Genomic DNA, 25,075 nt, shown 5'->3' on the forward strand with positions numbered 1-25,075 from the left:
CATGCCTCACTACATTGCCATCATCGAGGACAATGGCCCGGACGAAGCCGTTGGCATGTGGTTTCCGGACCTGCCCGGCTGCATATCAGGCGGCGACGATATCGAGGAGGCCCTGGAGAATGCGCCCGAGGCGGTTGCGCTTTATGCGCAGGAGCTGAACGAAGACGGCCGCGAGCTTCCTCCGCCGCGGACCTTGGACGAGCTCAAGGCCGATCCGGCATTTGCCGACGACCTCCGGAACCACACGGCGGTGCTGATCGAGTGGCCACCCCTCGCTGCGGAGTGAGGACTGTTCGCCGCACTCGCCGGGCTCCTGACGGTTCGGGGGCGATCAGCCCTTGACCATGGCGAACTTCCCCGTATCAGATGCAATCATGGTCCGGGGCTTCGTCACATCAGTCGTGCTTGCATTGGGGATGCCGTCGCTTGCGACGGCGGAGACCATGAGCTTTGGCGATTCGATCGGGCTCCTGGCCAGGAGCTGCGGCGCGGAAATCGTCGCCAATTGCCGCGGCGTCAATCCTGATTCCACGCGCCTGAAGGAGTGTCTCTCCCGCAACCGGGACGTGCTCTCCCAACAGTGCCTGAGCGACTACCTCACGGTGTTCGACGCCATCCAGAAGCGCGTCGCCGCCCGCGTCACCGTGGCGAACGCCTGCCAGCGCGAGATCGTCAAGGTCTGCGGCGGCTCGACCAAGGAGACCAGCAAGTCGATCCCCTGCCTGGTCTCGACGCCCAAGGGCATCAGCAACAACTGCCTGAAGGCCGTCGACGAGGCGGGGTATCGATGATTCGCGCAACCGGGCACATCGCCGCGGGCATCGGCATCGCGTTGGGCCTCGCACTGCTCGCCGGCGCAGCCTTTGCACAGACCGCGCCGACCCGTGACGATATCGTCGGCAAGCTCAATCATTTCGAGGAGACCCCTGAGGTCGACTTCCCCGCGCTGAAGCAGCAGGTGATGGAGCGGGCCAAGGCCAGGATCAAGAACGATCCGGGTCCGGTGAATCGGCCGCCGATCGCGCCTGATCTCGCCAAGCTGCCCGCCTTCAATGCGCAGATCCAGTTCGACGCCGACACGCCGATCATCCAGCCGGAATCCTACCAGACCGTCGGCCGGATCGCCGACGCGCTGGTTCACGCCTCGCTGCTGCCCTATACGTTTCTGATCGTCGGCCACGTCGAATCCAATTCGAAGACGCGCGAGGCCAACGCGATCCTGAGCCAGCGCCGGGCCGATGCGATCCGCGACGTGCTGGTGAACACGTTCAAGATTTCGACCAAGCGGCTGCAGCCGATCGGTCTCGGCGAGGAGCAGTTCCTCGACCGTGCCAAGCCGACCTCACCCGTCAACGGCCAGTTGCAAATCCTGACCTTTGCCAAAGTGCCCGAAGAAGCGCCCGCGCATCCCGCAGCAGCCCCTGCGCCTGCGGCGAAAAAGCCCGCCAAGAAGCATTAAGCGTGCAAACTTCGCGGCCCGCGGAACCCCTTGAAGTTCTGGTTATTTTGTGACCTGTCTCACAGCGCGACAACAAGGCCTTGCGCGACAATAGTGCCGGTTTGTGCACTGCCCTCCCAGGTGCTATAGGCTGTTTTCGCCCTTCCCGACCCCGTGCTGCATGAGACCAAGATGGGTGGCTTTTTTCAACGCCAACTTGCCGTTTATGTCGAGTACCATCGCGATCCCCGGAACACGGCGATGCATGTGGTGGGCATCCTCCTGCTGTTCACCGGAGCGGTGATGCCGCTGACGCTGGTGAAGGTCCCGCTGTTCGGGTCCGAGGTCAGCCTGGCGGTGCTCCTGGCCTTGCCGGTTCTGATCTACTGGCTGCTGCTCGATGTGGCGCTCGGGGCCGGCATTCTAGCCGTCGCCATAGTGCTGTTCTCGATCGCCTCCACCATTGCGGCGCAAGTGAGCACCGTGACGATGTGGGCGATCTTTGCCGCCCTGGTCGTGCTCGGACTCGCCGCGCAAGCCATCGGCCACAAGGTTTTTGAGGGGCGCGAAGCCTCGTTATTCACGTTTCCGTCGCATCTGTTGCTGGGACCGATGTTTGTCATGGCAAAATTATTCATTGCACTGGGCTTCCGTCGCGACCTTGCCGCGATTCTGGCGCCTCTTCCGGCCAACTCCCTTTCAACCCGATAGCTTTCTCAAGCGGAACAGCAAAACCTACTTCATGGCTCTCGTACTGGTTACCGGTGGCAGCGGTTTCATCGGACAGCATCTGGTCGAAGCGCTCCGCGCCCGTGGGCAGCGGGTGCGTGTGCTCGATGTCCGCTCGCCGGCGACCGCGAATGCGGACGTCGAGTATGTGCCCGGCTCGGTGCTCGACGCTGCGACGGTCGATGCTGCGGTTTCCGGGGTAGATCAGGTCTATCATCTTGCCGGCCTGCCCGGCATGTGGGTCGCCAACAAGCAGGACTTTCACGACGTCAATTTCCGCGGCACCGAGGTCGTGCTTGCAGCTGCGATGAAGCGCAACGTCGCGCGCTTCCTGCATTGCTCGACGGAATCGATCCTGTTCCCCTACGCCAACCTCAACGGCGTGGCCGCCGAGGAAGCCTTGCAGCCGGCCGACGCGATGCCCGGCGCCTATACGCGTTCGAAATCGCTTGCGGAGCATCACGCGGCGAAGGCCGCGGCCAGCGGCTTCCCGCTCGTGATCGGCACCCCGACCATGCCGATCGGCGCCGCCGACCACAATCTGACGCCGCCGACGGCGATGCTGTGGTACTTCCTGCAGAAGAAGGTGCAGCCGCATCTCGACTTCCTGGTCAATCTCGTCGACGTCCGCGACGTCGCCATGGGTCTGGTGCTGACGATGGAGCGTGGCCGCATCGGCCAGCGCTACATCCTCGGCGGCGATTGCGTCAGGCTCGGGCAGATCCTGCGAATGATGTCGGCGATGAGCGGACGGCGGCAGTATCCGGTCGTCGTTCCCGGCAAGATCGCCGAACTCTCCGCGATCTTGCTCGAGAAGATCTCGGATCACATCACGCATCGTCCGCCCAACGGCACCGCCGAGGGCGTGCGCATCGCGCTTGCCGCGAGCGACCTTTCGATCGGCAAGGCCCGTGACGAGCTCGGCTATGCGCCGCGCCCGATCGAGCCGGTGCTGCGCGAAACCATCACCCATCTGCTCGCCCGCGGCGGCCAGGCCGCGTCCGATGCCATCGAGCATCACGCGCTCTCCTCGCGCGCGAGCTGATCTGCTCCCCAACCCAAAGAACCTTCCTTATGTCCTTCGATTCCAACAAGCTTCTGTCGGTCGCCTGGGGTGGCTGGACCACGACCTGGCCGACCGAACTCCTGGCCTTGATCTGGCTCGCCTTTCTCGCCAGCTGGGTGGGCGCCTCGTTCTGGCAGGGGCGGACCAAGAAGCAGGTCATGACGCTGGAGTCGCAGCGCTATCGCCTGCCGATCCTGATCGGCGGCATCCTGTACACGCCCTTCATTGCCGAGGTGATGGGCTGGAAGCCGCTCTGGGTGCTCGGCAACACCGGCATCACCATCGCCGCGGTCCTCTCGATCGCCGGCATCGCCTTCGCCTGGTGGGGACGGCTGCATCTCGGAAAATTCTGGTCCAACACCATCACCCACAAGGAAGATCACCGCGTCATCGACACCGGGCCCTACGGCATCGTGCGCCACCCGATCTACACCGGGCTGATCTTCGGCATGCTGGTGACCGGCGTTGCGATCGGCCTGGTGACGACGATCCTCGGCGCCATCCTGATCTCGCTCGGCATGTGGCAGAAGGGCCGGATGGAAGAGGTGTTCCTGTCGAAGGAGCTCGGCGAGGACGCCTACGGCGCCTATTGCCGCCGCGTGCCGATGATCATCCCGTTCACGTCGCCGCGGTGAAGTAACGGGACGTGAGCCGACCGCATTCGCCGCAGAGCGCTCCCCACGTCCCGTCATCCTGAGGTGCGAGGTTTGCGATGCGTATGCATCGGGAGCCGAGCCTCGAAGGATGCACGGCCGAGATGCAGCCGGGCCGTTCATCCTTCGAGGCTCCCCATGGCGCGCGTTGCGCGCCCAGGCTCGCACCTCAGGATGACGGTCACAAGTTGGCGCGGGGAACCTCCCGCCAGGAACCGCTTCTCCCCTCACCCGTTAGCCCCGCGACACCTGCACCAGACGCAGAGCATCGCGCCATGTCGGACGCCTATGATTATTTTCGTGCGCACGCGATTGCGGCAGTCCGCAAGGCGCGCGCGCTGCCGCCAGGGCGGCCGAAGCTGAAGCAGCGCACGGTCGCGCGCGTCTATCATCTCCTCGCCAAGGAGGCCGCGCTTGCTCCGAACGTTCATCACCTCGATGATTTCAGGCACGCGCGACGGGCGGAGCGGCAGGTCCGGCACTGATCAGCATCTCCCATGCAAATTCGATCAGCAGCCATTCCCCGGGAATAGACACCGGGCCAGTTCCGCCCCGGTTGACCTTTTGACCGCCACCCAGTTGGATGCGCGCGCAAAATATGGGCGCGACCAAACTTCGACAGGGGCTCCGCATGACCTTTTCCAGCATCTTCGCGCAATTCGTCGCAGTGCTCGGCGGCATCGCGCTGCAATGGCGGAAGCTGACCGGCACCGAGGCCGCGCCGGCCTGGGGCCAGACGCCGGCCATTCCCGAAGCCAAGCCGCAAGGCGCGATCCCGACCCTGAAGATGCCGACCGCGCGCGGCTGGAGCCACGGCCAGAAGCCGACGGCCGCAGCCGGGCTCAAGGTCAACGCGTTCGCGACCGATCTCGACCATCCCCGCTGGATCGAGGTGCTGCCGAACGGCGACGTGCTGATCGCTGAAGCGACGCAGATCGCAGGCCCCCCGCGCAGCGTATTCCACTATGCGATGCAGGCGACGATGCGCCGTGCCGCGGCGCTCGGCGTCTCCGCCAACCGCATCACGCTGCTGCGCGACAAGGACGGCGACGGCGTCGCTGAGGTCCGCGGCGCCTTCATGGAGAACCTCAACCAGCCGTTCGGCATGGCGCTGGTCGGCGACACCTTCTATGTCGGCAACACCGACGGTGTGATGGCCTTTCCTTACGTCGCCAATGCCGATTGCATCACCGCGCCGGGCAAGCGGCTCACCACTTTCAAACCTAGCGGCCACTGGACGCGCAGCCTGCTCGCAAGCCCTGACGGCAAGAAGCTCTATGCCGGCGTCGGCTCGCTCAGCAACATCGCCGAGATGGGCATGGAGGTGGAGGAAGGCCGGGCCGCGGTGTACGAGCTCGATCTCGTCGCCGGCACGCATCGCATCTTCGCAAGCGGCCTGCGCAATCCGGTCGGGCTTGCGTGGGAGCCGAACACGGGCGTGCTCTGGACCGTCGTTAACGAGCGCGACGGGCTCGGCGACGAGACGCCGCCGGACTATCTCACGTCAGTGCGCGAGGGCGGATTCTATGGCTGGCCCTATTGCTATTGGGGCAAGACGGTAGACGACCGCGTGCCGCAGGATCCGGCGATGGTTGCCAAGGCGATTCAACCTGATTACGCGCTCGGCGGCCATACTGCGTCGCTCGGCCTGTGCTGGATGCCCGCAGGCACCTTGCCCGGCTTCGGAGACGGCATGGTGATCGGCCAGCATGGCTCGTGGAATCGCAGCACGCTGTCCGGCTACAAGCTGGTGTTCGTCCCGTTCGCGAACGGCAAGCCCTCCGGCCCCGGCCGCGACATCCTGTCGGGATTCCTGTCCCCGGACGAGAAGGAATCCTACGGCCGCCCGGTCGGCGTCGTGATCGGCCCCGACAAGAGATCGCTGCTGATGGCCGACGACGTCGGCAACGTGATCTGGCGCGTGACAGGCGCTTAAGCAGGCGCCGCGGCGCGTATGTATTCCGTCATCCTGAGGTGCGAGTATTGGGGCGCGAAGCGTCCCATCAGGAGCCTCGAAGGATGAACGGCCACGATGCAGCCGGGCCGTCGCCCTTCGAGGCTCGCCGAAGAGGCGAGCACCTCCAGCGACAACGTCTTCGCCGTTGCGCGGGGGTGACGGGGATAGAGCGCGCCGCGTCCGGGCTAACAAAGTCTCACGCTGATTACGTCCCAACGCTCAGCGTGGCGCGCTGCTTGCGGAGCAGTGCGATCACCGACAGCGCGGTGATCATTCCGGTCTTGGGATTTTCGGACGGGATGTTCTCGATGCCCATCGAGAATCGCGCCGAATCCGCTTCGACCTCGATGCGATGAACATTGCGCGTTACGGTGGGGTCGGCCCAGACCTGGATCTGGGTGCGATCGGGCCCGATGCCCGCCAAGGATAGCGCAACGGCGACATTGACGTTGGCAGGAAAGCCCTTTGCGGCGTCGCGCGCGCTGCCCTCGAACAGCTTGAGCGGCTCGCGCAGATTGTCGATGTCGATGTTGTTCTGAACGATGAACGGCGCGCCTCTCAGCCCGTCGATCGGCTTGCGCGTGACCATCTTCACCGAATGGATGGTGCCGAGCGCGGCGGCGTTGACGGCATCGAGCCCGATCAGCGCGCCGGTCGGGACAAGAATGCGACCGCCCTTGGCGCGGGCGAGATCGATGAGATCAAAATTGTCGAGCAAACCGCCGACGCTGACCACGACCGCGGACCTGCCGCGCTTCACCGCAGGCTCCACGATCGCGCGCAACTGGCTGCTCGGCGCGCACTCGACCACGATGTCGGCGACCTCGCCGAGCTGATCGATCGGCAGGATTTGGGGCTGATGACGCAGGCCGCCCAGATACGCCTGATGCTTGGCGGGATCGCGCACGGCCACGGCTGACAGCATCAACCCCTCGATGCCATGATCGAGCGCGGTCGCGATCTTGCTGCCGATCGAGCCCAGCCCGGCGATGGCCACCCGCAACTCTTTCGTAGCTTTCTGCCCAGTCATCGCGTCATACCCCTTTTGTCCAAGCCCGTGTCATAGCCGCTCACGCCTCCCGCGCATAGGAGCGCAGGCGCGCCTCCAGCACTGCCAGCATGGCATCGCGGGCCGGATCACGTGAGCCGCGCAGCCAGGCCGCCGCCAGCGGCAGCCGGCCGACCGGGCCGCTCTGCCTCAATCGGAGCGGCACGAAGCGCACGCCCGAAACCGCCATCCGCGTGGTCCAGCGCGGCACGATGGCAACGCCGAGCTTGGTTGCCACGAGGTTGACGATGGTCTGCTTCTCGTCGGCGACCTGCACGATGCGCGGCGTCAGGCCCGCCTGCTCGAACAGCTTGACGGTGAGGTTGTAGCTGTCCGGCCGCGAACGGCGATCCGGCACCAGCATCGCCTCGCCCGCAATGTCCGCCAGCGTGATCGATTTCCGTGCCGCGAGCGCATGGCGCTGCGGAAACGCCACGATCGCGGTTTCCTGCAGCAACGGGCGAAACTCGAGCCGTTTGTCCGCCCGATCCGGCGGACGGACGAAAGCGAGATCGAGCGCGCCGGTCAGGATCTTTGGCAACAGCCTGACGGTCTTGTCCTCCAGAAGCTGGACCGATACTTCGGGATGCCTGCTGCGGAAGTCACGCAGCAGCGGCGGCACCAGCCCCGCCGCAGCGCTGTCGACGGCGCCGATCCGCAGCCGTCGCGCAGCGCCCGCGCGGGAGCGATTGCGCAGATTGCTCTCGACCGCCTCCACCTTGGCAAGGATGGCGCGGGCATCACGCAGCAAGGTGGTGCCGTCCTCGGTGAGCGAGACAGCCCGGGTCGTGCGCGCGAACAGTCGCGTTCCCAGATCCTCCTCCAGCAGACGGATTTGGCGGCCGAGCGCAGATGGCAGCATCTGCAAATGCTGGGCGGCGCGGCCGAAATGCAGCTGCTCGGCCGCCGCCACGAAGCATCGGAGCTGATGCAATTCCATTCAACGTCCTAACTTCTCGGTTAGAGCAGAAGATTGATACGAGGTCGTCATGCCCGGGCTGTCCCGCCTGCGCGGCCGAAGCCGCTTCGGCGCGGCGAAGGCCTGGGCATCCACGTTCTTTGCTCCGTAAGGCAAGACGTGGATGGCCGGGTCAAGCCCGGCCATGACGGCGTGGCGGCCTTACAGGGATTATATCATTTTTTTGTATAAACCAGCGGGCAATTGAATCCGCCTCACGGCCCGGCCTAAGCTTACCCGCGACATCCCAAACGGAGCCTCCCATGCGCACCCATTCGATCGCAGCCATTCCCGCCGACGGCATCGGCCCCGAGGTGATCTCGGCCGGAATCCGCGTGCTTGAGGCCTTGGCGAAGCGCAGCGGTGACATCGCCTTCAATGTCAAAACCTTCGACTGGGGCTCGGCCTATTACAAGAAGCACGGCGTGATGATGCCGGCCGATGGGCTCGCTGAGCTGAAGAAGTTCGACGCGATCTATTTCGGCGCGGTCGGCGCACCTGACGTGCCCGATCACATCACGCTGTGGGGCCTGCGCCTGCCGATCTGCCAGGGCTTCGACCAATACGCCAATGTGCGGCCGACCAAGATCCTGCCGGGCGTGGCCTCGCCGCTGCGCAACGTCGGCGTCGGCGATCTCGACTGGGTGATCGTGCGCGAGAATTCGGAGGGCGAATATGCCGGCATGGGCGGCCGCGCGCATAGAGGCCTGCCCGAGGAGGTCGGCACGGAAGTCGCGGTGTTCACCCGTGTCGGCGTCAGCAGGATCATGCGCTACGCGTTCCAGCTCGCGCAGTCGCGGCCGCGCAAATTCCTGACCGTGGTCACCAAGTCGAACGCGCAGCGCCACGGCATGGTGATGTGGGACGAGATCGCCGCGGAAGTCGCGACCGAATTCCCTGACGTGACCTGGGACAAAATGCTGGTCGATGCCATGACCGTGCGCATGACGCTGCATCCGAAGAGCCTCGACACCATCGTTGCGACCAACCTCCACGCCGACATCCTCTCGGACCTCGCCGGTGCACTCGCAGGCAGCCTCGGCGTGGCGCCGACCGGCAACATCGATCCGCAGCGCCGCTTCCCCTCGATGTTCGAGCCGATCCACGGCTCGGCCTTCGACATTACCGGCAAGGGCATCGCCAATCCGGTCGCGACGTTCTGGACCGGCGCACAGATGCTGGAGCATCTCGGCGAGAAGGACGCGGCCGCGCGGCTGATGAAGGCGGTCGAGCAGGTCTGCGCCGCAGGCGTGCTGACGCCTGACGTCGGTGGCAAGGCGACGACGAAGGACGTGACCGACGCCGTGATCGACGCGATCCACGGCTCGAACGTCTGAGGGAAAGCTACTTCTTGCGCGCCGAAGGTGCCGCCGGTGGCGGCACCGCCATCGCGGCTGCGGCGTCCGGCGGCATCAAATGCCTGGGGACGATGATGGACTGGCCCGGCGTGAGCGTGGCGTTCTCGACAAGCGAGTTGCTCTGCGCGATGGCCCAGACCGGCACGCGATGGGTTGCCGCGATGCTCTCCATCGTATCGCCGGTGCGGACCGGTATGCGTACGCCGCTGTCCCACAATTCAACCAGCGTGTCCCCAGGGACCTGATAACGCAGCGGCACGGCGTCAGCCTGGGTCTGCGCCTGGATACGCGGCAACTGCGTCACCATGTCGACGATCTGGCGATGGATGTCGTCCGACTTCTCGATGTTGATGTGCGAGACACGGCCGTTCAGCTTCAAATCGTAGCTGGCATAATGGCCGCGAAAGCCAGGCACCGCCACCACATCTCCGCCACCGAGCACGCTGTCGGACAGGAAAATGTTGATGAAGCGCTCGACATTGAGCGGCACGTCGTCGGTTGCGTGCGCGGGGTCGATGGCGATCACGAGGCTGATCGGGATGTTCTCCTTGGCTGCCATCTCGGAGATGATGACCGAGCACAGCCCACCCATGGAATGGCCAATCAGCACGATCGGCGCCGGGCTCTCCTTGTAGCTGTCGATCGCGCGATTGCCGATCAGCCGGCACAAGGTGAATTCGTAAACGTCGGCCGAGAAGCCGGCCTTGGTCAGCTTCTCGCTGAGCCGATCGATGCCGGTCGAGAAGAACGGCCCCATGGCGCCGCGGAACAGATAAATCTTCGGCGGCGGCAGCGGCTCGACCGGGGGAGCAGGAGGCGGCGGTGCGACCACGGGGACTGCAGCCGGCTTTGGCTTTGCGGGTGAGGCCGCGGCCAGACCGGGATTGAAGGCGAGCAGCGCGCAAGCTGCCAACACCACAAGTCGCCTTGGATCAATCATCAAGTCCTACAGTCCCACCACGGGAGGCAGGGGCCTCCCCGCGGCGGTTCTTGACCGCCGATTGGGTGGTTTTTGCGGCACGAAACCCGCCTGGTCAACCGGCTCCGTGATGCGCGATCAGCTGATCACTGCCGGCTCTTGAGCCTGCTGCGATGCGCCGCCTGTTTGGCTCGGTTGCCGCAGACCGACATGATGCACCATCGCCGCGCGCGGCGACGGGTGTGGTCCGCAAACAGCATCGTGCAATTATGGCCCTCGCACGCCTTCACGTCGGAAAAGTCTTCGTTGCAGACGAACTTCGCCATCGCCTCACCGATCGGCAACAGCAGCGACTGCGGTGATCGCCAATGCCGCGTGGTCCGCAACGCAAGGCCACGATGGCTATCGTCGTGCCGCGGTTCGATCCGGCTGAAGACCTCGTCCTGTTCTAGGAGGCTGTTCAGCGGACCGAGCTCCTTGAGCGCCGTCGCCGCGAGCGGTCGGCCCGCATGCTCGCGGACAAAGCCCCTGAACCATTCGCGCAAGGCCCGGGCCTGATCGGCAACCTCGTCCAACTCACCAGGCTTCGCGCGTGCTCTCAACGCCTCCAGTTCGTCCGTGGGAACCAGCTTCGCCTGCGCCAGCCACTCGATCAGCCCGCCGCCATCGTCGATCCAGTCGACGGGCGTATCGACCGGCGTCGCGATCGAATTGAGGAAATCCAGGCCGAGCGAGTCGGCGATGAACACGGCGGGCGGTTTGTCCATGGGTGATCCCTGTTGATCCCGGGTGGGCATGGCGAACGTAACCACCAAATCAGCAGTTGACAAGTTACCCTTATCCACATAACCATATCAATGCCATTTAACAGGTTACTCGAAATGGAGAGGCTCATGGCCCGCACAACCTACCGCACCGCCGACGTCGACGGCTTCAAGGTGTTCTATCGCGAGGCCGGTCGGATCGGCGCGCCGAAGCTTCTGCTGCTGCACGGCTTCCCGAGCGCAGGTCACATGTTCCGCGACCTGATCCCGCTGCTGGCGGACAAGTTTCACATCGTCGCACCTGATCTTCCCGGCTTCGGCCAGTCGGACATGCCTTCGCGCGAAACCTTCAGCTACAGCTTCGACAACATTGCGCGCGTGATCGAGCGCTTCACCGAGGTGATCGGCTTCGATCGCTTCGCCGTCTACGTCTTCGACTACGGCGCGCCGACCGGCTTCCGGCTTGCGCTCAGCCATCCTGAAAGGATCACCGCGATCATCTCGCAAAACGGCAATGCCTATGAGGAGGGCCTCAGCGACGGCTGGACACCGATCAAGGCCTATTGGCAGGATCCTTCGTCCGCCAATCGCGAGGCACTGCGCGGCTTTCTCACACCGGATGCGACACGCTGGCAGTATACGCATGGCGTCCCAGATCCGACGGCTGTATCGCCTGACGGCCAGAACCTCGACAATTTCTATTTGGCACGCCTTGGCGCCGATGAGGTGCAGCTCGATCTGATCGGCGACTACAAGAGCAATGTCGCTCTCTATCCCGCGTTCCAGGACTATTTCCGCAAGCACAAGCCGCCCATCCTTGCGGTCTGGGGCCAGAACGATCCGTTCTTCATCCCGCCCGGCGCAGAAGCGTACAAGCGCGACAATCCAAATGCGGTGGTGAAATTCCTCGACACCGGACATTTCGCACTGGAGACGCACGCAAGTGAGATCGCGGACGCCATCCGCGCCTTTCTCGCATAGCGAACGCGCCGCCACGGCGTTGCGGCAGCGCGGACAAGACGATGCCGCCGCCGACAGTCAAGTCGGCGGCGGCACAATCAGATCAGCATTTGCTGGCGCCAGGCCTCAGTTCCTCGCCGGCGCCGTCGCCGCCGCCGAGCGCGCGGCCCGCGGCGCGGCGCCAGGCTCGGCGACCGGTGCCGGACCGCGCGAACGGGCGATCGCCGCGTCGATCTCGGCGATGACGCGGCGCTGGATCGCCTCGTTCTTGTCGATGGTGATGTGGCCGACGCCGCTGCCGCGCACGTCGACATTGTCGAGCTTGCCGCGAAGGCCGGCCGCGGCGCGCACCGGCTCGCCCGGACCGTCGCCGATATAGATGTTGATGTAGCGCTCGGCGCCGGTCGACAGCCTGGTCTTGAACACGGAGTCGAGGCCGATCGCGAGCTTCACGGGCACGCCGAGCTGGTTGAGCTTGGCGATCATGTCGGGCAGCGCGGTCGCGCCGGAGGAATGGCCCACCAGGATGATGGTCTTGAGCCGGCCCGCCCTGTACTCGGTCGCGGCTTCATCGGCGAGCGAGGACCAGGACACGAAGTTCGCGACCGTGACCGGAATGCCCTGGGCCTGGAGCCGGGCGCCGATGGTGTCGAGCCCGAGCGAGAAGATGTTGAGCACGCCGCGGAGCAGATAGACGTGCGTCGTTGCGGCGGCCTGGCTCGGCGCCGCCCTGGCGGGAGACGGGCTCATGGCAACAGCTGACAGCAGGAGCAGGCAGATCGCCCACACGCGGAGGGCGGGCAACTGGCTTGCGCCGGCGGTGTGACGGCCGTTCAGTCTCATTGATGTTTTCCCTGGGGACATACGCTTCGCGATCGGCCCGAATCGTAGCCTTGGCCTGCTCGCAGACGCAACAAAGAGCCGCGTGAATAGCGATCTTCGCCGCAATCCGTGACCATCGCGCAACACCTGCCCGAAACCTACCACCAATGGGCCGGTTTTGAGACCATTTTTCTCCAGGCGATTGCGACCGGGCAAGGTCATTCCTATTTCGGGGGTCCGCCGGACGAGCCCGCCAGGGCGCAGGTTCCGGTGCATCCCCCACCCTAGCGGCCCCCATGTCTTCCATCATTTCCGTCGCCAACCTGTCCAAGACCTATGGGTCCGGATTCAAGGCACTCAAGAACGTCAATCTCGACATCAGGCGCGGCGAGATCTTCGCGCTGCTCGGCCCCAACGGCGCCGGCAAGACCACGCTGATCTCGATCATCTGCGGCATCGCCAATCCGAGCGAAGGCAAGGTTTTGGTCGGTGGCGAGGACATCCAGATCTCCTACCGCAAGGCGCGCTCGCTGATCGGCCTCGTGCCGCAGGAGCTCCATACCGACGCCTTCGAGAGCGTGTGGGCGACGGTGAGCTTCTCCCGCGGCCTGTTCGGCAAGCCGAAGAATCCGGCCCTGATCGAGAAGATCCTCAAGGATCTGTCGCTCTGGGACAAGAAGGACAACAAGATCATCACGCTGTCCGGCGGCATGAAGCGCCGCGTGATGATCGCGAAAGCGCTCTCGCACGAGCCGCAGATCCTGTTTTTGGACGAGCCGACCGCCGGCGTCGACGTCGAGCTGCGCAAGGGCATGTGGGAAGTGGTGCGGGCCTTACAGCAATCCGGCGTCACCATCATCCTGACCACGCATTACATCGAGGAAGCCGAGGAGATGGCCGACCGCATCGGCGTCATCAACAAGGGCGAAATCGTGCTGGTCGAAGACAAGACGACCCTGATGCAGAAGCTCGGCAGGAAACGGCTGACGCTGCATCTGCAGGGCAAGCTCGCCGCGCTGCCGGAGAGCCTCAGCCAATACAAGCTCGACCTTTGCGACAGCGGGGCGACGCTGGTCTACGACTACGACACCAAGGGCGAGCGCACCGGCATCACCAGCCTGCTCAGCGACCTCCGCACCGCCGGCATCCGCTTCAACGATCTCGACACGACCCAATCGTCGCTCGAGGACATCTTCGTCGACCTCGTGAGGACGTCATGAACCACCGCGCCATCCGCGCCATCTATCTGTTCGAAATGGCACGCACCTGGCGCACGCTGCTGCAAAGCATCGTCTCGCCCGTCGTCTCGACCTCGCTCTATTTCGTCGTGTTCGGTGCTGCGATCGGCTCGCGCATCAGCCAGGTCGAGGGCGTCAGCTACGGCACATTCATCGTGCCGGGCCTGATCATGCTGTCGGTGCTGACGCAGAGCATCGCCAACGCCTCGTTCGGCATCTACTTCCCGAAATTCACCGGCACGATCTACGAGATCCTGTCGGCGCCGATCTCCTATTTCGAGATCGTGCTCGGCTATGTCGGCGCCGCCGCGACCAAGTCGATCATTCTGGGCCTGATCATTCTCGCCACGGCCGGGCTGTTCGTGCCGCTGCACATCCATCATCCGGTCTGGATGCTGGCCTTCCTGGTGCTGACGGCGGTGACCTTCAGCCTGTTCGGCTTCATCATCGGCATCTGGGCCGACGGGTTCGAGAAGCTGCAGATGATCCCGATGCTGGTGGTGACGCCGCTGACCTTCCTCGGTGGCAGCTTCTATTCCATCGACATGCTGCCGTCGACCTGGCGCACGCTGGCCCTGCTCAACCCGGTCGTCTATTTGATCTCCGGCTTCCGCTGGAGCTTCTACGAGATCGCTGACGTCAGCGTGTCCGTCAGCATCGGCATGACGGTGGCGTTCCTGGCGATATGCCTCGCCGCGATCTGGTGGATCTTCCGGACCGGATATCGGCTGAAGAACTGAGCTGTCATTCCGGGGCGCCCGAAGGGCGAGCCCGGAATCCATTCATCCACCGACTATGGTTGGAACGGCGGCGAGAGCCACGTGTCTGGAAGGACCACCACTAACGCGCAAGGCGCCAAATGGTTGCGCCTTTGTCATGAATTGTCGGCGTTATGAACGTCTGCGCTCGCGAAAATGTCAGCACCGGCAGCGCCGGCGCGGCACAAAGCGGCCTTGCTTACGCCCGGCATCGCGTTAACGATGGCAGGAAGGTGAGCTAGGCAGGCCGCTGGAACGAAAGCCGGATTGCAGGCATAGTGCATGCCGGGGACGGAGAGCCGCGGCGCTAGCAAGAACAGGCCGGAGGCCAGACGTCAGATGCGTTCGTTTTTTATCGCTTTTACTTCGTTCATGCTTTTGAGCGCGGGCACCGCGCAGGCCAAGGTCGATATTACCGTCGACAAGGACAATCAGCAGATGACGGTCGCGGTCGACGGCGTGACGCGCTACCGCTGGCCGGTGTCGACAGGCATCCCCTCGCGCGAGACGCCAAATGGCTCCTTCCGCGCCTTCCGCATGGAAGAGGATCACTTCTCCAAGGAATTCGACGACGCGCCGATGCCGCACTCGATCTTCTTCACCAAGATCGGGCACGCCATCCACGGCACCGACTCGGTCGGACGATTGGGCACGCCCGCCTCGCATGGCTGCGTGCGGCTGTCGCGTCAAAACGCCTCGACGCTCTACGCGCTGGTGCAGGAGCAAGGCGTGCTCAACACCACGGTGACGCTGACCGGCTCGGCGCAGGTCGCGCTGGCCCGCAACCCGCGCGGCCGCGCCAACAATGCGGTGGCCCGCGCCCAGCAGCCGGCCGAGGAGCCGTACGCCACCTCAGGCGATCCCGTCAGCCTGACACCGCCGATGCAGCCAGCGCGGCGCTACGACGACAACTACATCTATCCAGCCGACGGCAGCGACACCGGCACGCGCTATCCGGCGCCGCGCCCGATCACCCGCCCCTATGGCACGCAGGTCTACCAGCAGCTGCCGCAACCCCAGCAGCCGACCTACGACCCGGCTTATAGCCAGCAGGGCTATTACTATCAGCCGCAGCCGCGCCAATACTATCAGCCGCGCTATTACTACTACCAGAACTGACGCTATTGCTTGAGCTCGGCATCGCCCCGACGCTGAACTCTCACGGGGTGGACGGCGCTGTCGATGCCGATTATTGGTCGGTCCGGCTTAGGCTCCCGTCCCTCTTGCCCGTCGCGGTTCATGATGTCATTTCGTCCTGCACACCTGCTCGGCACGATCTGTCTTCTCGCTGCAGGAGGAGCCATGACTGGCAAAGCGATGGCTTTCGATCTCGAGGCGCATCGCGGCGGACGGGCGCTGCTGCCGGAAAACACCCTGCCGGCCTTCGCCAACGCACTCACGATGGGCGTGGACACGCTCGAGCTCGATGTCGGCGTGACCTCAGACGGCGAGGTGGTCGTGTCGCATGAGCGCGGGCTCAATCCCGACCTCGCGCGGGATGCTGGTGGCACCTATGTCGCGGCACCAGGCACGCCCTTCGTCAAGCTGCGGTTCGCCGACGTCAGGACCTACGACGTCGGCCGGATCCGGCCGGACAGCGCCTATGCGAAGCAGTTTCCCGACCAGCGTGCCGTGCCGGGGACGCGCATTCCCACGCTGAAGGAGCTGTTCGCATTGGTGCGCAAATCCGGCAACGAACGCGTGCGCTTCAACATCGAGACCAAGATCGATCCCGATCATCCCGATGAATCGCTGGAGCCGCAGGCCTTCGTCACGAAGCTGCTCGGGGTGATCGAGGACGAAAAATTCTCGGGCCGCGTCATGGTCCAGTCGTTCGACTGGCGGACCTTGCTCCTCGTCCAGCAGCAGGCCCCGGCCATTCCGACGGTTTATCTGACACTGCAGCGCGGCCCGGCGCCGACGATCGCCCTCGACAAGGCCACCAGCTGGACGGCGGGTTTTAACCCGGCCGATCACGGCGGCTCGCTGCCGCGGACCATCAAGGCCGCGGGCGGCGCGGTGTGGTCACCCTATTTCGGTGACGTGACCGCGGCACTCGTCGCAGAGGCGCATACGCTTGCGTTGCGCGTCGTGGTCTGGACCGTCAACAAGCCCGACGACATGGCCCGGATGATCGAGCTCGGCGTCGACGGCATCATCTCCGACAGACCCGACCTGCTGCGGCAGGTGGCCGGCGAGAAGGGCATAAAGCTGCCGGCGGGAACACCGGTCCAGCCGTGAGCCCTCCACCTTGTAGCCCGGATGGAGCGCAGCGAAATCCGGGAGCGGTGTGGCCCAAGGCGCAGGGGGGTCCCGGGTTGCGCTTCGCTCCATCCGGGCTACGAAGCGCTACTGCTCGCCGAACCGCAAGCGCCGGTACAGCGCGCCGAGGATGTTGGAATAGTCGTCGGTCCAGACCCGCACCTTCTCGTCCGCGTCGGTCTCTTCCCACTGCTTGGAGAACGCGAGCTTGCCGATGTCTTCAGCCTCGCGCGCGGAGATGACGACGTCGGTGGAGAAGATGTAGTCGGCATCGCGCCCCGAATCCTCGTCATAGACCCAGCTCTTCAGATCGTTGGCATCGGCAATGCCGACCACGACGGGCTCGAGATCGAGGTGGCGGTTGGAGACGTGCATCACCACGGCGCCGTGCGGGGCGAGCTTGTCCTTATAGATCTTCATTGCCTCCTGGGTCGCGAGATGAATCGGGATCGCATCCGACGAATAGGCGTCGACGATGATGAGGTCATAGATGCCGTCGGGCTCTCTGGCGAAGGTGAGGCGCGCGTCGCCGATGACCGGCTTCAGGTCCGGCAGGCAGCTCGAGATGTAGCGAAAGTTTTTGGGATCGCGCGCGGCATCGACCATGGACTGGTCGATCTCGAAAAATTTCCAGTCTTCGCCTGGTTCGGCGGCGCAGGCGAGCGTGCCTGATCCAACGCCGATCGCCGCGACCTTGAGCGGCGCGCCTTTGCGCTCGCGGATTGCGGTGATGGCCTGACCGATGCCGCCATCCCGGTGATAATAGGTGATCGGCTCGGGCCGGCCGGTGACCGGCGTGCCATCATTGTTGCGGAAGCGCTCGGCGCCGTGAATCGTGGTGCCGTGCATCAGCACATGGAAATAGCCGCCCGGCGTCTCCACGATCTTGTGCACGCCGAAGAAGCTGCGCACCGTGGTGACGCGGCCTTCGTCGGCCGGATAGATTCGGATCAATGCGAGCGCGAGCGCGACAGTGGCAAAGATCTTCCAGCGACTGGCATTGAGCGCGAGCGCCAGCAGCGCAGCCAGCGCGCCGACGGCGCCGGCGACCCAGACGCGCTGATCCTCGAACCAGGTCGAAACATTGCCCGTCGTATAAGACGGTGCAATCAGCAGGGCCGCGAGCACGGCCAGCGCCAGCCAATACCATTTCACGATGGCCGCAAAACGCTCGTTCGCCGACGGCCGGCACAGCGCGGCAAGCGCGACCAGGATCGGATATTCGGCGATCCAGGAGAAGGTGAAGGGCGCGACGAGGCCCGCGAACAGGCCGCCGACCATGCCGCCGAACGACAGCGCGACATAGAAGCCGGTGAGATATTTGGCGGCCGGGCGGGTCCGCGCCAGCTCGCCGTGGCAGGCCATGGCGATGATGAAGAAGCAGAGCTGGTGGCCGCCAAGCGTCAGCAGCAGATTCTGCTCGCCGCCGAAGGCCAGCAGGATGACGACGCCCGCGATCGCGACAGGCTGGAGCAACAGCATCCATTTGTGCGGCAAAAGCGGCCGCGACTGAAACACCACCACCCAGGTCAGCAGATACAGCGACAGCGGCAGCACCCATAGCAGCGGCGCCGCCGCGACGTCGGTGGAGATATGCGCGGTGACCGCGATCAGCAGGCCTGACGGCACTGCTGCGAGGAAGATCCAGCGCAGCCGCGTCACGATGCCTGGCGCCGGCGCATTCGCCTCTTCGGCACGCATATCGGCCAATGCAACCTTCGGCGAGCGCAACAGCAGCACGCCGCAAGCGGCGATCAGCAGGATCAGCAGGCCGTAGCCGCCGGTCCAGAGCCGGTTCTGCGTGTGCAACGTGAACATCGGCTCCAGCAGAAAGGGATAGGACAGCAGCGCGAGGAAGCTGCCGATGTTCGAAGACGCATAGAGGAAATATGGATCGTGGCCATCAGGATGACCCGTGCGGACGAACCAGGCCTGCAGCAGCGGATTGTTGGCAGCGAGCGCGAAGAATGGCAGTCCGATCGACATCACGAACAGGCCGAGCAGCCAGAACGCATAGCCCGACGCGGGCGGCTCGCCATAGGCGCTGGCGATACCGAGCGGCAGCGTCACGAAAGCCGCGATCAGCAGCACCAGATGCACCACGACCGGAACCACGCGGTTTTTCACCTGCATCAGCAGATGCGCATAGGCATAGCCCGCCAGCAGCAGCGACTGGAAGAACACCATCGCCACCGACCACACCGCCGGCGAGCCGCCGAGCCGTGGCAGCACCATTTTCGTGAACAGCGGCTGCACCGAAAACAGCAACAGCGCGCTGACGAAAATCGCGGCCGTGTAGACCGTCAGCAGCAGCCGGTTGCGCGAGGCGGACGGCTGCTCCGTGGCGGCGGGTCGCACGATCGAATCCATGGGAGCTCCGGCATTCCTCCGGCGGGCGCCGGGCGCGCGCAATGGAGCACACCACGCCTGAACGGGCAATAAATGGTCTCGTGATGTTGCAGGCAGGAATGCTTGATATTAGACGGTCGTTCCGGGGCGATGCGAAGAGGCGAACCCGGGATCTCGAGATTCCGGGTCTGGTCCTTCGGACCATCCCGGAATGACAGCGGAACATTAGAACTCATCATGACCGAAACCGACGTCGTCATCATCGGCGCTGGCCATAATGGCCTCACCTGCGCGGCCTATCTCGCGATGGCGGGCTTGCGCGTGCATGTGGTCGAGCGCCGCAGGGTGGTCGGCGGGGCGGCTGTTACGGAGGAGTTTCATCCGGGCTTTCGCAACTCGGTCGCGGCCTACACGGTGAGCCTGCTCAATCCGCAAGTGATCCACGACCTCGGACTTGCAGAACAAGGCCTGCGCGTGGTCGAACGGCGCGCGCAGAATTTTCTGCCCGCGCCCGACGGCAGCTATCTCCTCACCGGCGAGGGGCGGACCAGGGCGTCGGTTGCGCGGCTCAGCGCGCGCGATGCCGATGCGCTCGATGGTTTTTCGCGCGAGCTCGAGGACATCGCCGACGTGCTGCGACAGTTCGTGCTGCGCGCGCCGCCGAACCTGCTCGACAGTTTTGGCATCGGCGCGATCCGCGAGGCCGCGAATGCGCTGGCGACAGCCAACATCCTGCGCGCCCTGACGCTGGAGCAAAGCCGCAGCCTGGTCGATCTCTTCACCCGATCGGCCGGCGAGATGCTGGATGAACGCTTCGAGCACGATCTGGTCAAGGCGCTGTTCGGCTTCGATGCCATCGTCGGCAACTACGCGAGCCCTTACGCGGCCGGCTCGGCCTATGTGATGCTGCATCACGCCTTTGGCGAGGTGAACGGCAAGAAAGGCGTCTGGGGCCACGCCATCGGCGGCATGGGTGCGATCACGCAGGCCATGGCGCGCGCCGCCCGCGCGCGCGGTGTCACGATCGATCTCGATGCCGGCGTGCGCGAGGTAATCGTCGAGCGCGACCGCGCCACCGGCGTGATGCTGCAGAACGGCACGGCGATCCGCGCAAGATACGTCGCGGCCAACGTCAATCCCAAGCTGCTTTACACGCAGCTGGTCGGAGCCGACGCACTGCCCGCAGATTTCCTCGCCCGCATCCGCCACTGGAAGAACGGCTCCGGCACCTTCCGCATGAACGTGGCGCTGGACCGCCTGCCTACTTTCACGGCGCTGCCTGGCGACGGCGATCATCTCACCTCCGGCATCATCGTGGCACCAAGCCTGGCCTATATGGACCGCGCCTGGCTCGACGCGCGGGCGCAGGGCTGGAGCAAACAGCCGATCGTCGAGATGCTGATCCCCTCGACGCTCGACGACACGCTCGCGCCGGCGGGCAAGCACGTCGCCAGCCTGTTCTGCCAACACGTCGCGCCGGAGCTGCCCGACGGCAGATCCTGGGATGATCATCGCGAGGAGGTCGCCGATCTCATGATCGCAACGGTGGACAGTTACGCGCCGGGATTTGCGGCAAGCGTGCTCGGCCGCCAGATCCTCTCCCCGCTGGATCTCGAGCGACAATTCGGCCTGCTGGGGGGCGACATTTTCCATGGCGCGCTGACGCTGAACCAGCTGTTCTCGGCGCGGCCGATGCTGGGTCATGCCGATTATCGCGGGCCGCTGAAGGGCCTCTATCATTGCGGCTCAGGGGCCCATCCCGGCGGCGGCGTCACCGGCGCCCCCGGCCACAACGCGGCGCAGGCGATCCTGCGCGATCACCGCAGCCTGTTCGCAAGCCGTGCATAGGGCTGTGGATGGGTCCGTGGATGGGCTGTGGACAGACCTGTTGGCAGGGCTGTGGTGAAGCGCTGGGATCCTCACGCGACCGCCGGGTACATCGAGGGATCAAGCTGTGGAGAAGGGGCTGAATAGACTGCGGACAAGCCGGTGGAAGACTTCACGATCGCGAGTGGACAACCTGTGGCCACGCGCGGCGATGTCAGCCTCGCTTGCTCCCAAAACGACATCGCCCACCAGGGGGCAACTCCCTAGCGGGCGGTCGTCGAGAAAAGCCGTCTATGAAGAAAATGGCCCCGCTGGGAAATGGGAGGCAGAAATCACTTCAAGGAGGTGCTAATCGAACCGAACTTGTCGTTCATCGTGGTGCCCAGGCTGTTCACCACGGTGATGATGGCCAGCGCGATGCCGGCCGCGATCAGGCCGTATTCGATCGCAGTCGCGCCGGATTCATCGGACCAGAACTTCAAAATCATATGCTTCAAGACTCGCCTCCGTTTTCGATTCCGAGCGGTGTTGGTTGGAACGTCGGGGAATCTACGGAGCACAACCTACAGTCCGGTTAATCCGGAAGCCGCAAGTTATGCGGAAAATTGAGTACAAAAGTTCCCCAAATTGAACCCAATGGAACCCGAGCATGCAGCCTTCTCCCACTCATCGCGCCAGCTTTTCCATCGGCAACGAGGCTGCTGCCAGGCGTGTCGTCGACGTGCTGACGGAAGTCTTTTTCGACGGCGATGCTGCGGTCGCCGCTTTCGAACGACCGGATGGGCAATGGGATGTCACGCTGCATTTTGCAGAGGCGCCCAATCATGAATTGCTCCGTGAACTCGTTGCAACGTCAGCAGGAAATGACATCGCCGCGACGCTTGAATTCGACACGGTCGAAGCCAAGGACTGGGTCAAGGCGAGCCTGGAGGACCTCGTGCCGGTGCCGGCCGGACGCTTCGTCGTCCATGGCAGCCACGACCGCGACCGCGTGGCGCCAAACAAGCTCGCCATCGAGATCGAGGCGGCCCTCGCCTTCGGCACCGGACACCATGGCACCACGCGTGGCTGTTTACTTCTGCTTGACCATGTCCTGAAGCACGCGCAGCCGAAGCGCGTGCTCGATCTCGGCACCGGAACCGGCGTGTTGGGCATCGCCGCGGCCAAGGCGCTGCATCGCGTGGTGCTGGCCTCGGACATCGACCCGCCCTCGGTGCGGGTTGCAGCCGAGAACGCCGCCCTGAACGAAACAGGTCAATATGTGCGGGTGATCCGCGCCACCGGGTTTGCCGCGCCGGACTTTGCCAAAAGCGGCCCGTTCGACCTGGTGCTGGCCAACATCCTGGCCAATCCGCTGCGGCAATTGGCGGGCCCGATGGCCCGGCATCTTGCGCCCGGCGCTCGCGTCATCCTCTCGGGCCTGTTGACCCACCAAGCCCCCGCCGTGATCGCCGCCTACCGCGCGCGCGGCCTGGTGCCGCTGCGGCATCTGCGGATCGAGGGGTGGAGCAGCTTGTTGTTGCGGAAGATGGGGTGAGTGTCGTAGGGCGGATTAGCGAAGCGTAATCCGCCAACGCATGTTGCACCAATTGGTGGGTTACGCTGCGCTAACCCACCCTACCACTCGATCTGGCTACTTCATCTGCTTCTCGTCACCACGCGCCGAAGCGCGCAACGCCCGCTTCGCACGACGTTCGGCGAAACGCTCGATCATCTGGCTGATGAGGCTGCGCGGCTTTTTCGGTGTCGTTGCAGCCGGCGCGCGGCGCACCGGCGGCGAAATCTTCTCAAAGGTGAACGCTGGCATCGTGTGTCCCCTCGCCGTTGAGATGAACCACTTGCTCGAACTTCCCTGTTGTCCGGACGAAGCGCAACTGCCGCATCCATTACTCCACTCAATTCGAATGGAACAATTTCAAGCACAGTCCATGCCAGATGAAAGGGCAATTGCGTCTACATTGCGGACTGATCCCCATGATCCTAAACTGAGCCATGTTCGAAGCACACTTCCAGACATTCGAGGAGCCCGAGGCCGGCGTCGCATTGACGGCGCGTCTGGCTGCGCTCCGTGAAGAACTCGCCCGCCGCAAGCTGACCGGCTTCGTCGTTCCGCGCGCCGATCAGCAGCAGAATGAATATGTGGCGCCCTCCGAAGAGCGGCTCGCCTGGCTGACCGGCTTCACCGGCTCGGCGGGACTTGCCGTGGTACTGGCCCAGGAAGCCGCGGTCTTCGTCGACGGCCGCTACACCATCCAGGCCGCCAAGCAGGTCGACCCCAAGGCATGGGCGGTGGAATCGCTGATCGATCCGCCGCCGGAGAGCTGGATCTCGGCGCATCTCAAATCGGGCGATCGCCTAGGATTTGACCCGTGGCTGCACACTTTTTCGGCAGCCGAACGCCTTTCGGCCGCCTGCACCAAGGCCGGCGCCGAACTGGTGGCGGTCGACGGCAACCCGGTCGACGCAATCTGGCAGGACCGGCCACAGCCGCCGATCGCACCGGTCGCGATCCACGGCCTGCAATATGCGGGGGTCGCCGAGACCGAGAAGGTGGCGCAGATCAAGAGCGAGATCGAGAAGCTCGGTGCCGAGGCGCTGGTGCTGTCGGACAGCCATGCGGTCGCCTGGACCTTCAACATCCGCGGCGCCGACGTCGCACACACGCCGCTACCGCTGTCCTACGCGCTGGTGCCCAAGCTCGGCCGTCCCACCGTGTTCATCGACCACCGCAAGCTCTCCAATCTGACGCGCGACCATCTCGAGCAATCGGCCGACGTGCGCGAGCCCGACGCGCTGACGCCGACGCTGATGGCGCTGGCCAAAAGCGGCGCTGCGATCGCCCTCGATGGTGCTACCGCGGCCGAGGCGCTGAGCCGGTTGATCACGGAGGGCGGCGGCAAGCCGCTGCGCGGCAACGATCCCATCGCGCTGCTGAAGGCGGTGAAGAACGCCACCGAGATCAAGGGCACGCAGACGGCGCACCGGCGCGATGCCATCGCGCTGGCGCGCTTCCTCGCCTTCATCGATCGCGAGGCAGGAAGCGGCAAGCTCACCGAGATCGACGCGGTCGAGGCGCTGGAGACCTTTCGCCGCGACACTGGTGCGTTGAAGGACGTGTCGTTCCCGACCATCTCGGGAACGGGGCCGAACGGCGCCATCGTGCATTACCGCGTCACCCGCAAGAGCAACCGGCGCATTGTGCCCGGCGATCTCCTGCTGATCGATTCCGGCGCGCAATATGAAGACGGCACCACCGACGTGACCCGCACCATGGCGATCGGCGAGCCGACCGACGAGATGCGCGACCGCTTCACCCGCGTGCTGCGCGGCCATGTCGCGATCGCGCGCGCGGTCTTCCCCGACGGCACCACGGGCGCGCAGCTCGACACGCTGGCGCGGCAATATCTGTGGGCCGCCGGAATCGATTTCGAGCATGGCACCGGCCATGGCGTCGGCAGTTATCTCAGCGTGCATGAAGGCCCGGCGCGGATCTCGAAACTCGGCACCACGGCGCTGAAGCGCGGCATGATCCTCTCCAACGAACCAGGCTATTACAAGACCGACGCCTTCGGCATCCGCATCGAGAATCTCGAGCTGGTGGTCGCGGCCGACATCAAAGGCGCCGAGAAAGCGATGAACGCGTTCGAGACGCTGACCTTGGCGCCGATCGATCGCCGGCTCATTGACACAGCGATGCTGAGCAAGGACGAACTGGCCTGGCTCAACGCCTACCACGCCCGCGTCCGCACCGAGGTGGGGCCGGCGCTGGATGAGGCCACGAAAGCCTGGCTGGATCGGGCCACGGCGGAGCTGACGTAGCGCCGCGCATGGCGCTACGCGGTTTGCGCAAGGCTGCTTCTCCAATATGACTGTCATGCCCCGCCTGGTGCGCAATTGCGCACGGGGGCGGCGGCATCCAGTACGCCGCGGCCCCTCCGCATAAAACGACTGCCTCTGGAATACTGGATT

25 protein-coding genes are annotated in these 25,075 nt (G+C 64.6%); 17 read left to right on the forward strand and 8 right to left on the reverse strand.

Going from position 1 to position 25,075, the window contains the following annotated elements; all coding sequences use genetic code 11:
* Nucleotide 1 precedes the first annotated feature (1 nt).
* The 8 genes from HYH07_RS31635 to HYH07_RS31670 all read left to right on the forward strand — a co-directional run bounded on the left by HYH07_RS31635 (nucleotide 2) and on the right by HYH07_RS31670 (nucleotide 5,822).
* Nucleotides 2–286, forward strand: coding sequence for a type II toxin-antitoxin system HicB family antitoxin (locus HYH07_RS31635; protein WP_220006136.1), 285 nt, complete (start codon nucleotides 2–4; stop codon nucleotides 284–286).
* An 88-nt stretch (nucleotides 287–374) separates the two neighbouring features.
* Entirely contained in the window at nucleotides 375–791 is a 417-nt protein-coding gene (locus tag HYH07_RS31640) for a hypothetical protein (RefSeq protein ID WP_220006162.1), read from the forward strand.
* The gene (locus HYH07_RS31645; RefSeq protein WP_220006137.1) at nucleotides 788–1,459 is read left to right on the forward strand and encodes an OmpA family protein; all 672 of its coding nucleotides are present in this window, start codon (nucleotides 788–790) and stop codon (nucleotides 1,457–1,459) included. The genes HYH07_RS31640 and HYH07_RS31645 overlap by 4 nt, the downstream gene beginning before the upstream one ends.
* 171 nt (nucleotides 1,460–1,630) lie before the next feature.
* On the forward strand, nucleotides 1,631–2,149 hold the full coding sequence (locus HYH07_RS31650; protein ID WP_220006138.1) for a DUF962 domain-containing protein: 519 nt from the start codon (nucleotides 1,631–1,633) through the stop codon (nucleotides 2,147–2,149).
* 31 nt (nucleotides 2,150–2,180) lie between these two features.
* Nucleotides 2,181–3,212 carry an NAD-dependent epimerase/dehydratase family protein gene (locus HYH07_RS31655; protein WP_220006139.1) on the forward strand — a complete coding sequence of 344 codons (1,032 nt, stop codon included), beginning with the start codon at nucleotides 2,181–2,183 and terminating at the stop codon, nucleotides 3,210–3,212.
* 29 nt (nucleotides 3,213–3,241) lie between these two features.
* On the forward strand, nucleotides 3,242–3,868 hold the full coding sequence (locus HYH07_RS31660) for an isoprenylcysteine carboxylmethyltransferase family protein (RefSeq protein WP_220006140.1): 627 nt from the start codon (nucleotides 3,242–3,244) through the stop codon (nucleotides 3,866–3,868).
* 293 nt (nucleotides 3,869–4,161) lie between these two features.
* Nucleotides 4,162–4,371: a hypothetical protein gene (locus HYH07_RS31665; protein ID WP_220006141.1), complete on the forward strand. Its 210-nt coding sequence runs from the start codon at nucleotides 4,162–4,164 to the stop codon at nucleotides 4,369–4,371.
* A gap of 146 nt (nucleotides 4,372–4,517) precedes the next feature.
* Entirely contained in the window at nucleotides 4,518–5,822 is a 1,305-nt protein-coding gene (locus tag HYH07_RS31670; protein ID WP_220006142.1) for a sorbosone dehydrogenase family protein, read from the forward strand.
* Nucleotides 5,823–6,048: 226 nt separating this feature from the next.
* On the opposite strand, the gene HYH07_RS31675 is transcribed toward HYH07_RS31670, so the two are convergent.
* Both HYH07_RS31675 and HYH07_RS31680 read right to left on the reverse strand, forming a co-directional pair.
* Nucleotides 6,049–6,873, reverse strand: coding sequence for an aspartate dehydrogenase (locus tag HYH07_RS31675; protein WP_220006143.1), 825 nt, complete (start codon nucleotides 6,871–6,873; stop codon nucleotides 6,049–6,051).
* A 40-nt stretch (nucleotides 6,874–6,913) separates the two neighbouring features.
* Nucleotides 6,914–7,831, reverse strand: a complete 918-nt coding sequence (locus tag HYH07_RS31680) for a LysR substrate-binding domain-containing protein (RefSeq protein ID WP_220006144.1) — start codon at nucleotides 7,829–7,831, stop codon at nucleotides 6,914–6,916.
* Nucleotides 7,832–8,112: 281 nt separating this feature from the next.
* On the opposite strand from HYH07_RS31680, the gene HYH07_RS31685 reads away from it, so the two are divergent.
* Nucleotides 8,113–9,186 (forward strand): tartrate dehydrogenase, encoded by a 1,074-nt coding sequence (locus HYH07_RS31685; protein ID WP_220006145.1) that lies wholly within the window; start codon nucleotides 8,113–8,115, stop codon nucleotides 9,184–9,186.
* A gap of 7 nt (nucleotides 9,187–9,193) precedes the next feature.
* Here HYH07_RS31685 and HYH07_RS31690 read toward each other — a convergent pair whose 3' ends face one another.
* Together HYH07_RS31690 and HYH07_RS31695 are read right to left on the reverse strand one after the other, a co-directional pair.
* On the reverse strand, nucleotides 9,194–10,147 hold the full coding sequence (locus tag HYH07_RS31690; protein WP_220006146.1) for a LysM domain-containing protein: 954 nt from the start codon (nucleotides 10,145–10,147) through the stop codon (nucleotides 9,194–9,196).
* A 125-nt stretch (nucleotides 10,148–10,272) separates the two neighbouring features.
* Nucleotides 10,273–10,893 (reverse strand): ABATE domain-containing protein, encoded by a 621-nt coding sequence (locus tag HYH07_RS31695; RefSeq protein ID WP_220006163.1) that lies wholly within the window; start codon nucleotides 10,891–10,893, stop codon nucleotides 10,273–10,275.
* Between the two features lie 126 nt (nucleotides 10,894–11,019).
* Here HYH07_RS31695 and HYH07_RS31700 point away from each other — a divergent pair, with 126 nt between their 5' ends.
* Entirely contained in the window at nucleotides 11,020–11,871 is an 852-nt protein-coding gene (locus HYH07_RS31700) for an alpha/beta fold hydrolase (protein ID WP_220006147.1), read from the forward strand.
* Between the two features lie 105 nt (nucleotides 11,872–11,976).
* On the opposite strand, the gene HYH07_RS31705 is transcribed toward HYH07_RS31700, so the two are convergent.
* A complete protein-coding gene (locus tag HYH07_RS31705) occupies nucleotides 11,977–12,693 on the reverse strand; it encodes a hypothetical protein (RefSeq protein WP_220006148.1) in 717 nt (238 codons plus the stop codon).
* 275 nt (nucleotides 12,694–12,968) lie between these two features.
* Here HYH07_RS31705 and HYH07_RS31710 point away from each other — a divergent pair, with 275 nt between their 5' ends.
* From HYH07_RS31710 to HYH07_RS31725, 4 genes are all read left to right on the forward strand, one after another.
* Entirely contained in the window at nucleotides 12,969–13,892 is a 924-nt protein-coding gene (locus HYH07_RS31710; protein WP_220006149.1) for an ABC transporter ATP-binding protein, read from the forward strand.
* Entirely contained in the window at nucleotides 13,889–14,650 is a 762-nt protein-coding gene (locus HYH07_RS31715) for an ABC transporter permease (protein WP_220006150.1), read from the forward strand. The genes HYH07_RS31710 and HYH07_RS31715 overlap by 4 nt, the downstream gene beginning before the upstream one ends.
* A gap of 357 nt (nucleotides 14,651–15,007) precedes the next feature.
* Complete coding sequence (locus HYH07_RS31720; protein ID WP_220006151.1) at nucleotides 15,008–15,787, forward strand: L,D-transpeptidase; 780 nt, start codon at nucleotides 15,008–15,010, stop codon at nucleotides 15,785–15,787.
* 183 nt (nucleotides 15,788–15,970) lie between these two features.
* Nucleotides 15,971–16,909, forward strand: a complete 939-nt coding sequence (locus tag HYH07_RS31725) for a glycerophosphodiester phosphodiesterase (RefSeq protein ID WP_228749881.1) — start codon at nucleotides 15,971–15,973, stop codon at nucleotides 16,907–16,909.
* Between the two features lie 108 nt (nucleotides 16,910–17,017).
* Here the strand turns inward: HYH07_RS31725 and HYH07_RS31730 are convergent, their stop codons facing one another.
* Nucleotides 17,018–19,300 carry a spermidine synthase gene (locus tag HYH07_RS31730; protein ID WP_220006152.1) on the reverse strand — a complete coding sequence of 761 codons (2,283 nt, stop codon included), beginning with the start codon at nucleotides 19,298–19,300 and terminating at the stop codon, nucleotides 17,018–17,020.
* 216 nt (nucleotides 19,301–19,516) lie between these two features.
* Between HYH07_RS31730 and HYH07_RS31735 the strand changes: the two genes are divergently transcribed.
* Nucleotides 19,517–21,127, forward strand: coding sequence for an NAD(P)/FAD-dependent oxidoreductase (locus tag HYH07_RS31735; RefSeq protein WP_220006153.1), 1,611 nt, complete (start codon nucleotides 19,517–19,519; stop codon nucleotides 21,125–21,127).
* Between the two features lie 311 nt (nucleotides 21,128–21,438).
* Here the strand turns inward: HYH07_RS31735 and HYH07_RS31740 are convergent, their stop codons facing one another.
* Nucleotides 21,439–21,594, reverse strand: coding sequence for a Flp family type IVb pilin (locus HYH07_RS31740; RefSeq protein ID WP_083514188.1), 156 nt, complete (start codon nucleotides 21,592–21,594; stop codon nucleotides 21,439–21,441).
* A gap of 161 nt (nucleotides 21,595–21,755) precedes the next feature.
* On the opposite strand from HYH07_RS31740, the gene HYH07_RS31745 reads away from it, so the two are divergent.
* Nucleotides 21,756–22,643, forward strand: a complete 888-nt coding sequence (locus HYH07_RS31745) for a 50S ribosomal protein L11 methyltransferase (RefSeq protein WP_220006154.1) — start codon at nucleotides 21,756–21,758, stop codon at nucleotides 22,641–22,643.
* Between the two features lie 96 nt (nucleotides 22,644–22,739).
* Here the strand turns inward: HYH07_RS31745 and HYH07_RS31750 are convergent, their stop codons facing one another.
* A complete protein-coding gene (locus HYH07_RS31750; protein WP_220006155.1) occupies nucleotides 22,740–22,913 on the reverse strand; it encodes a hypothetical protein in 174 nt (57 codons plus the stop codon).
* A 185-nt stretch (nucleotides 22,914–23,098) separates the two neighbouring features.
* On the opposite strand from HYH07_RS31750, the gene HYH07_RS31755 reads away from it, so the two are divergent.
* The gene (locus tag HYH07_RS31755) at nucleotides 23,099–24,925 is read left to right on the forward strand and encodes an aminopeptidase P family protein (RefSeq protein ID WP_220006156.1); all 1,827 of its coding nucleotides are present in this window, start codon (nucleotides 23,099–23,101) and stop codon (nucleotides 24,923–24,925) included.
* Nucleotides 24,926–25,075 lie beyond the last annotated feature (150 nt).

This window comes from Bradyrhizobium sp. BR 10261, from assembly GCF_019455395.1.
Lineage (GTDB): Bacteria > Pseudomonadota > Alphaproteobacteria > Rhizobiales > Xanthobacteraceae > Bradyrhizobium > Bradyrhizobium manausense.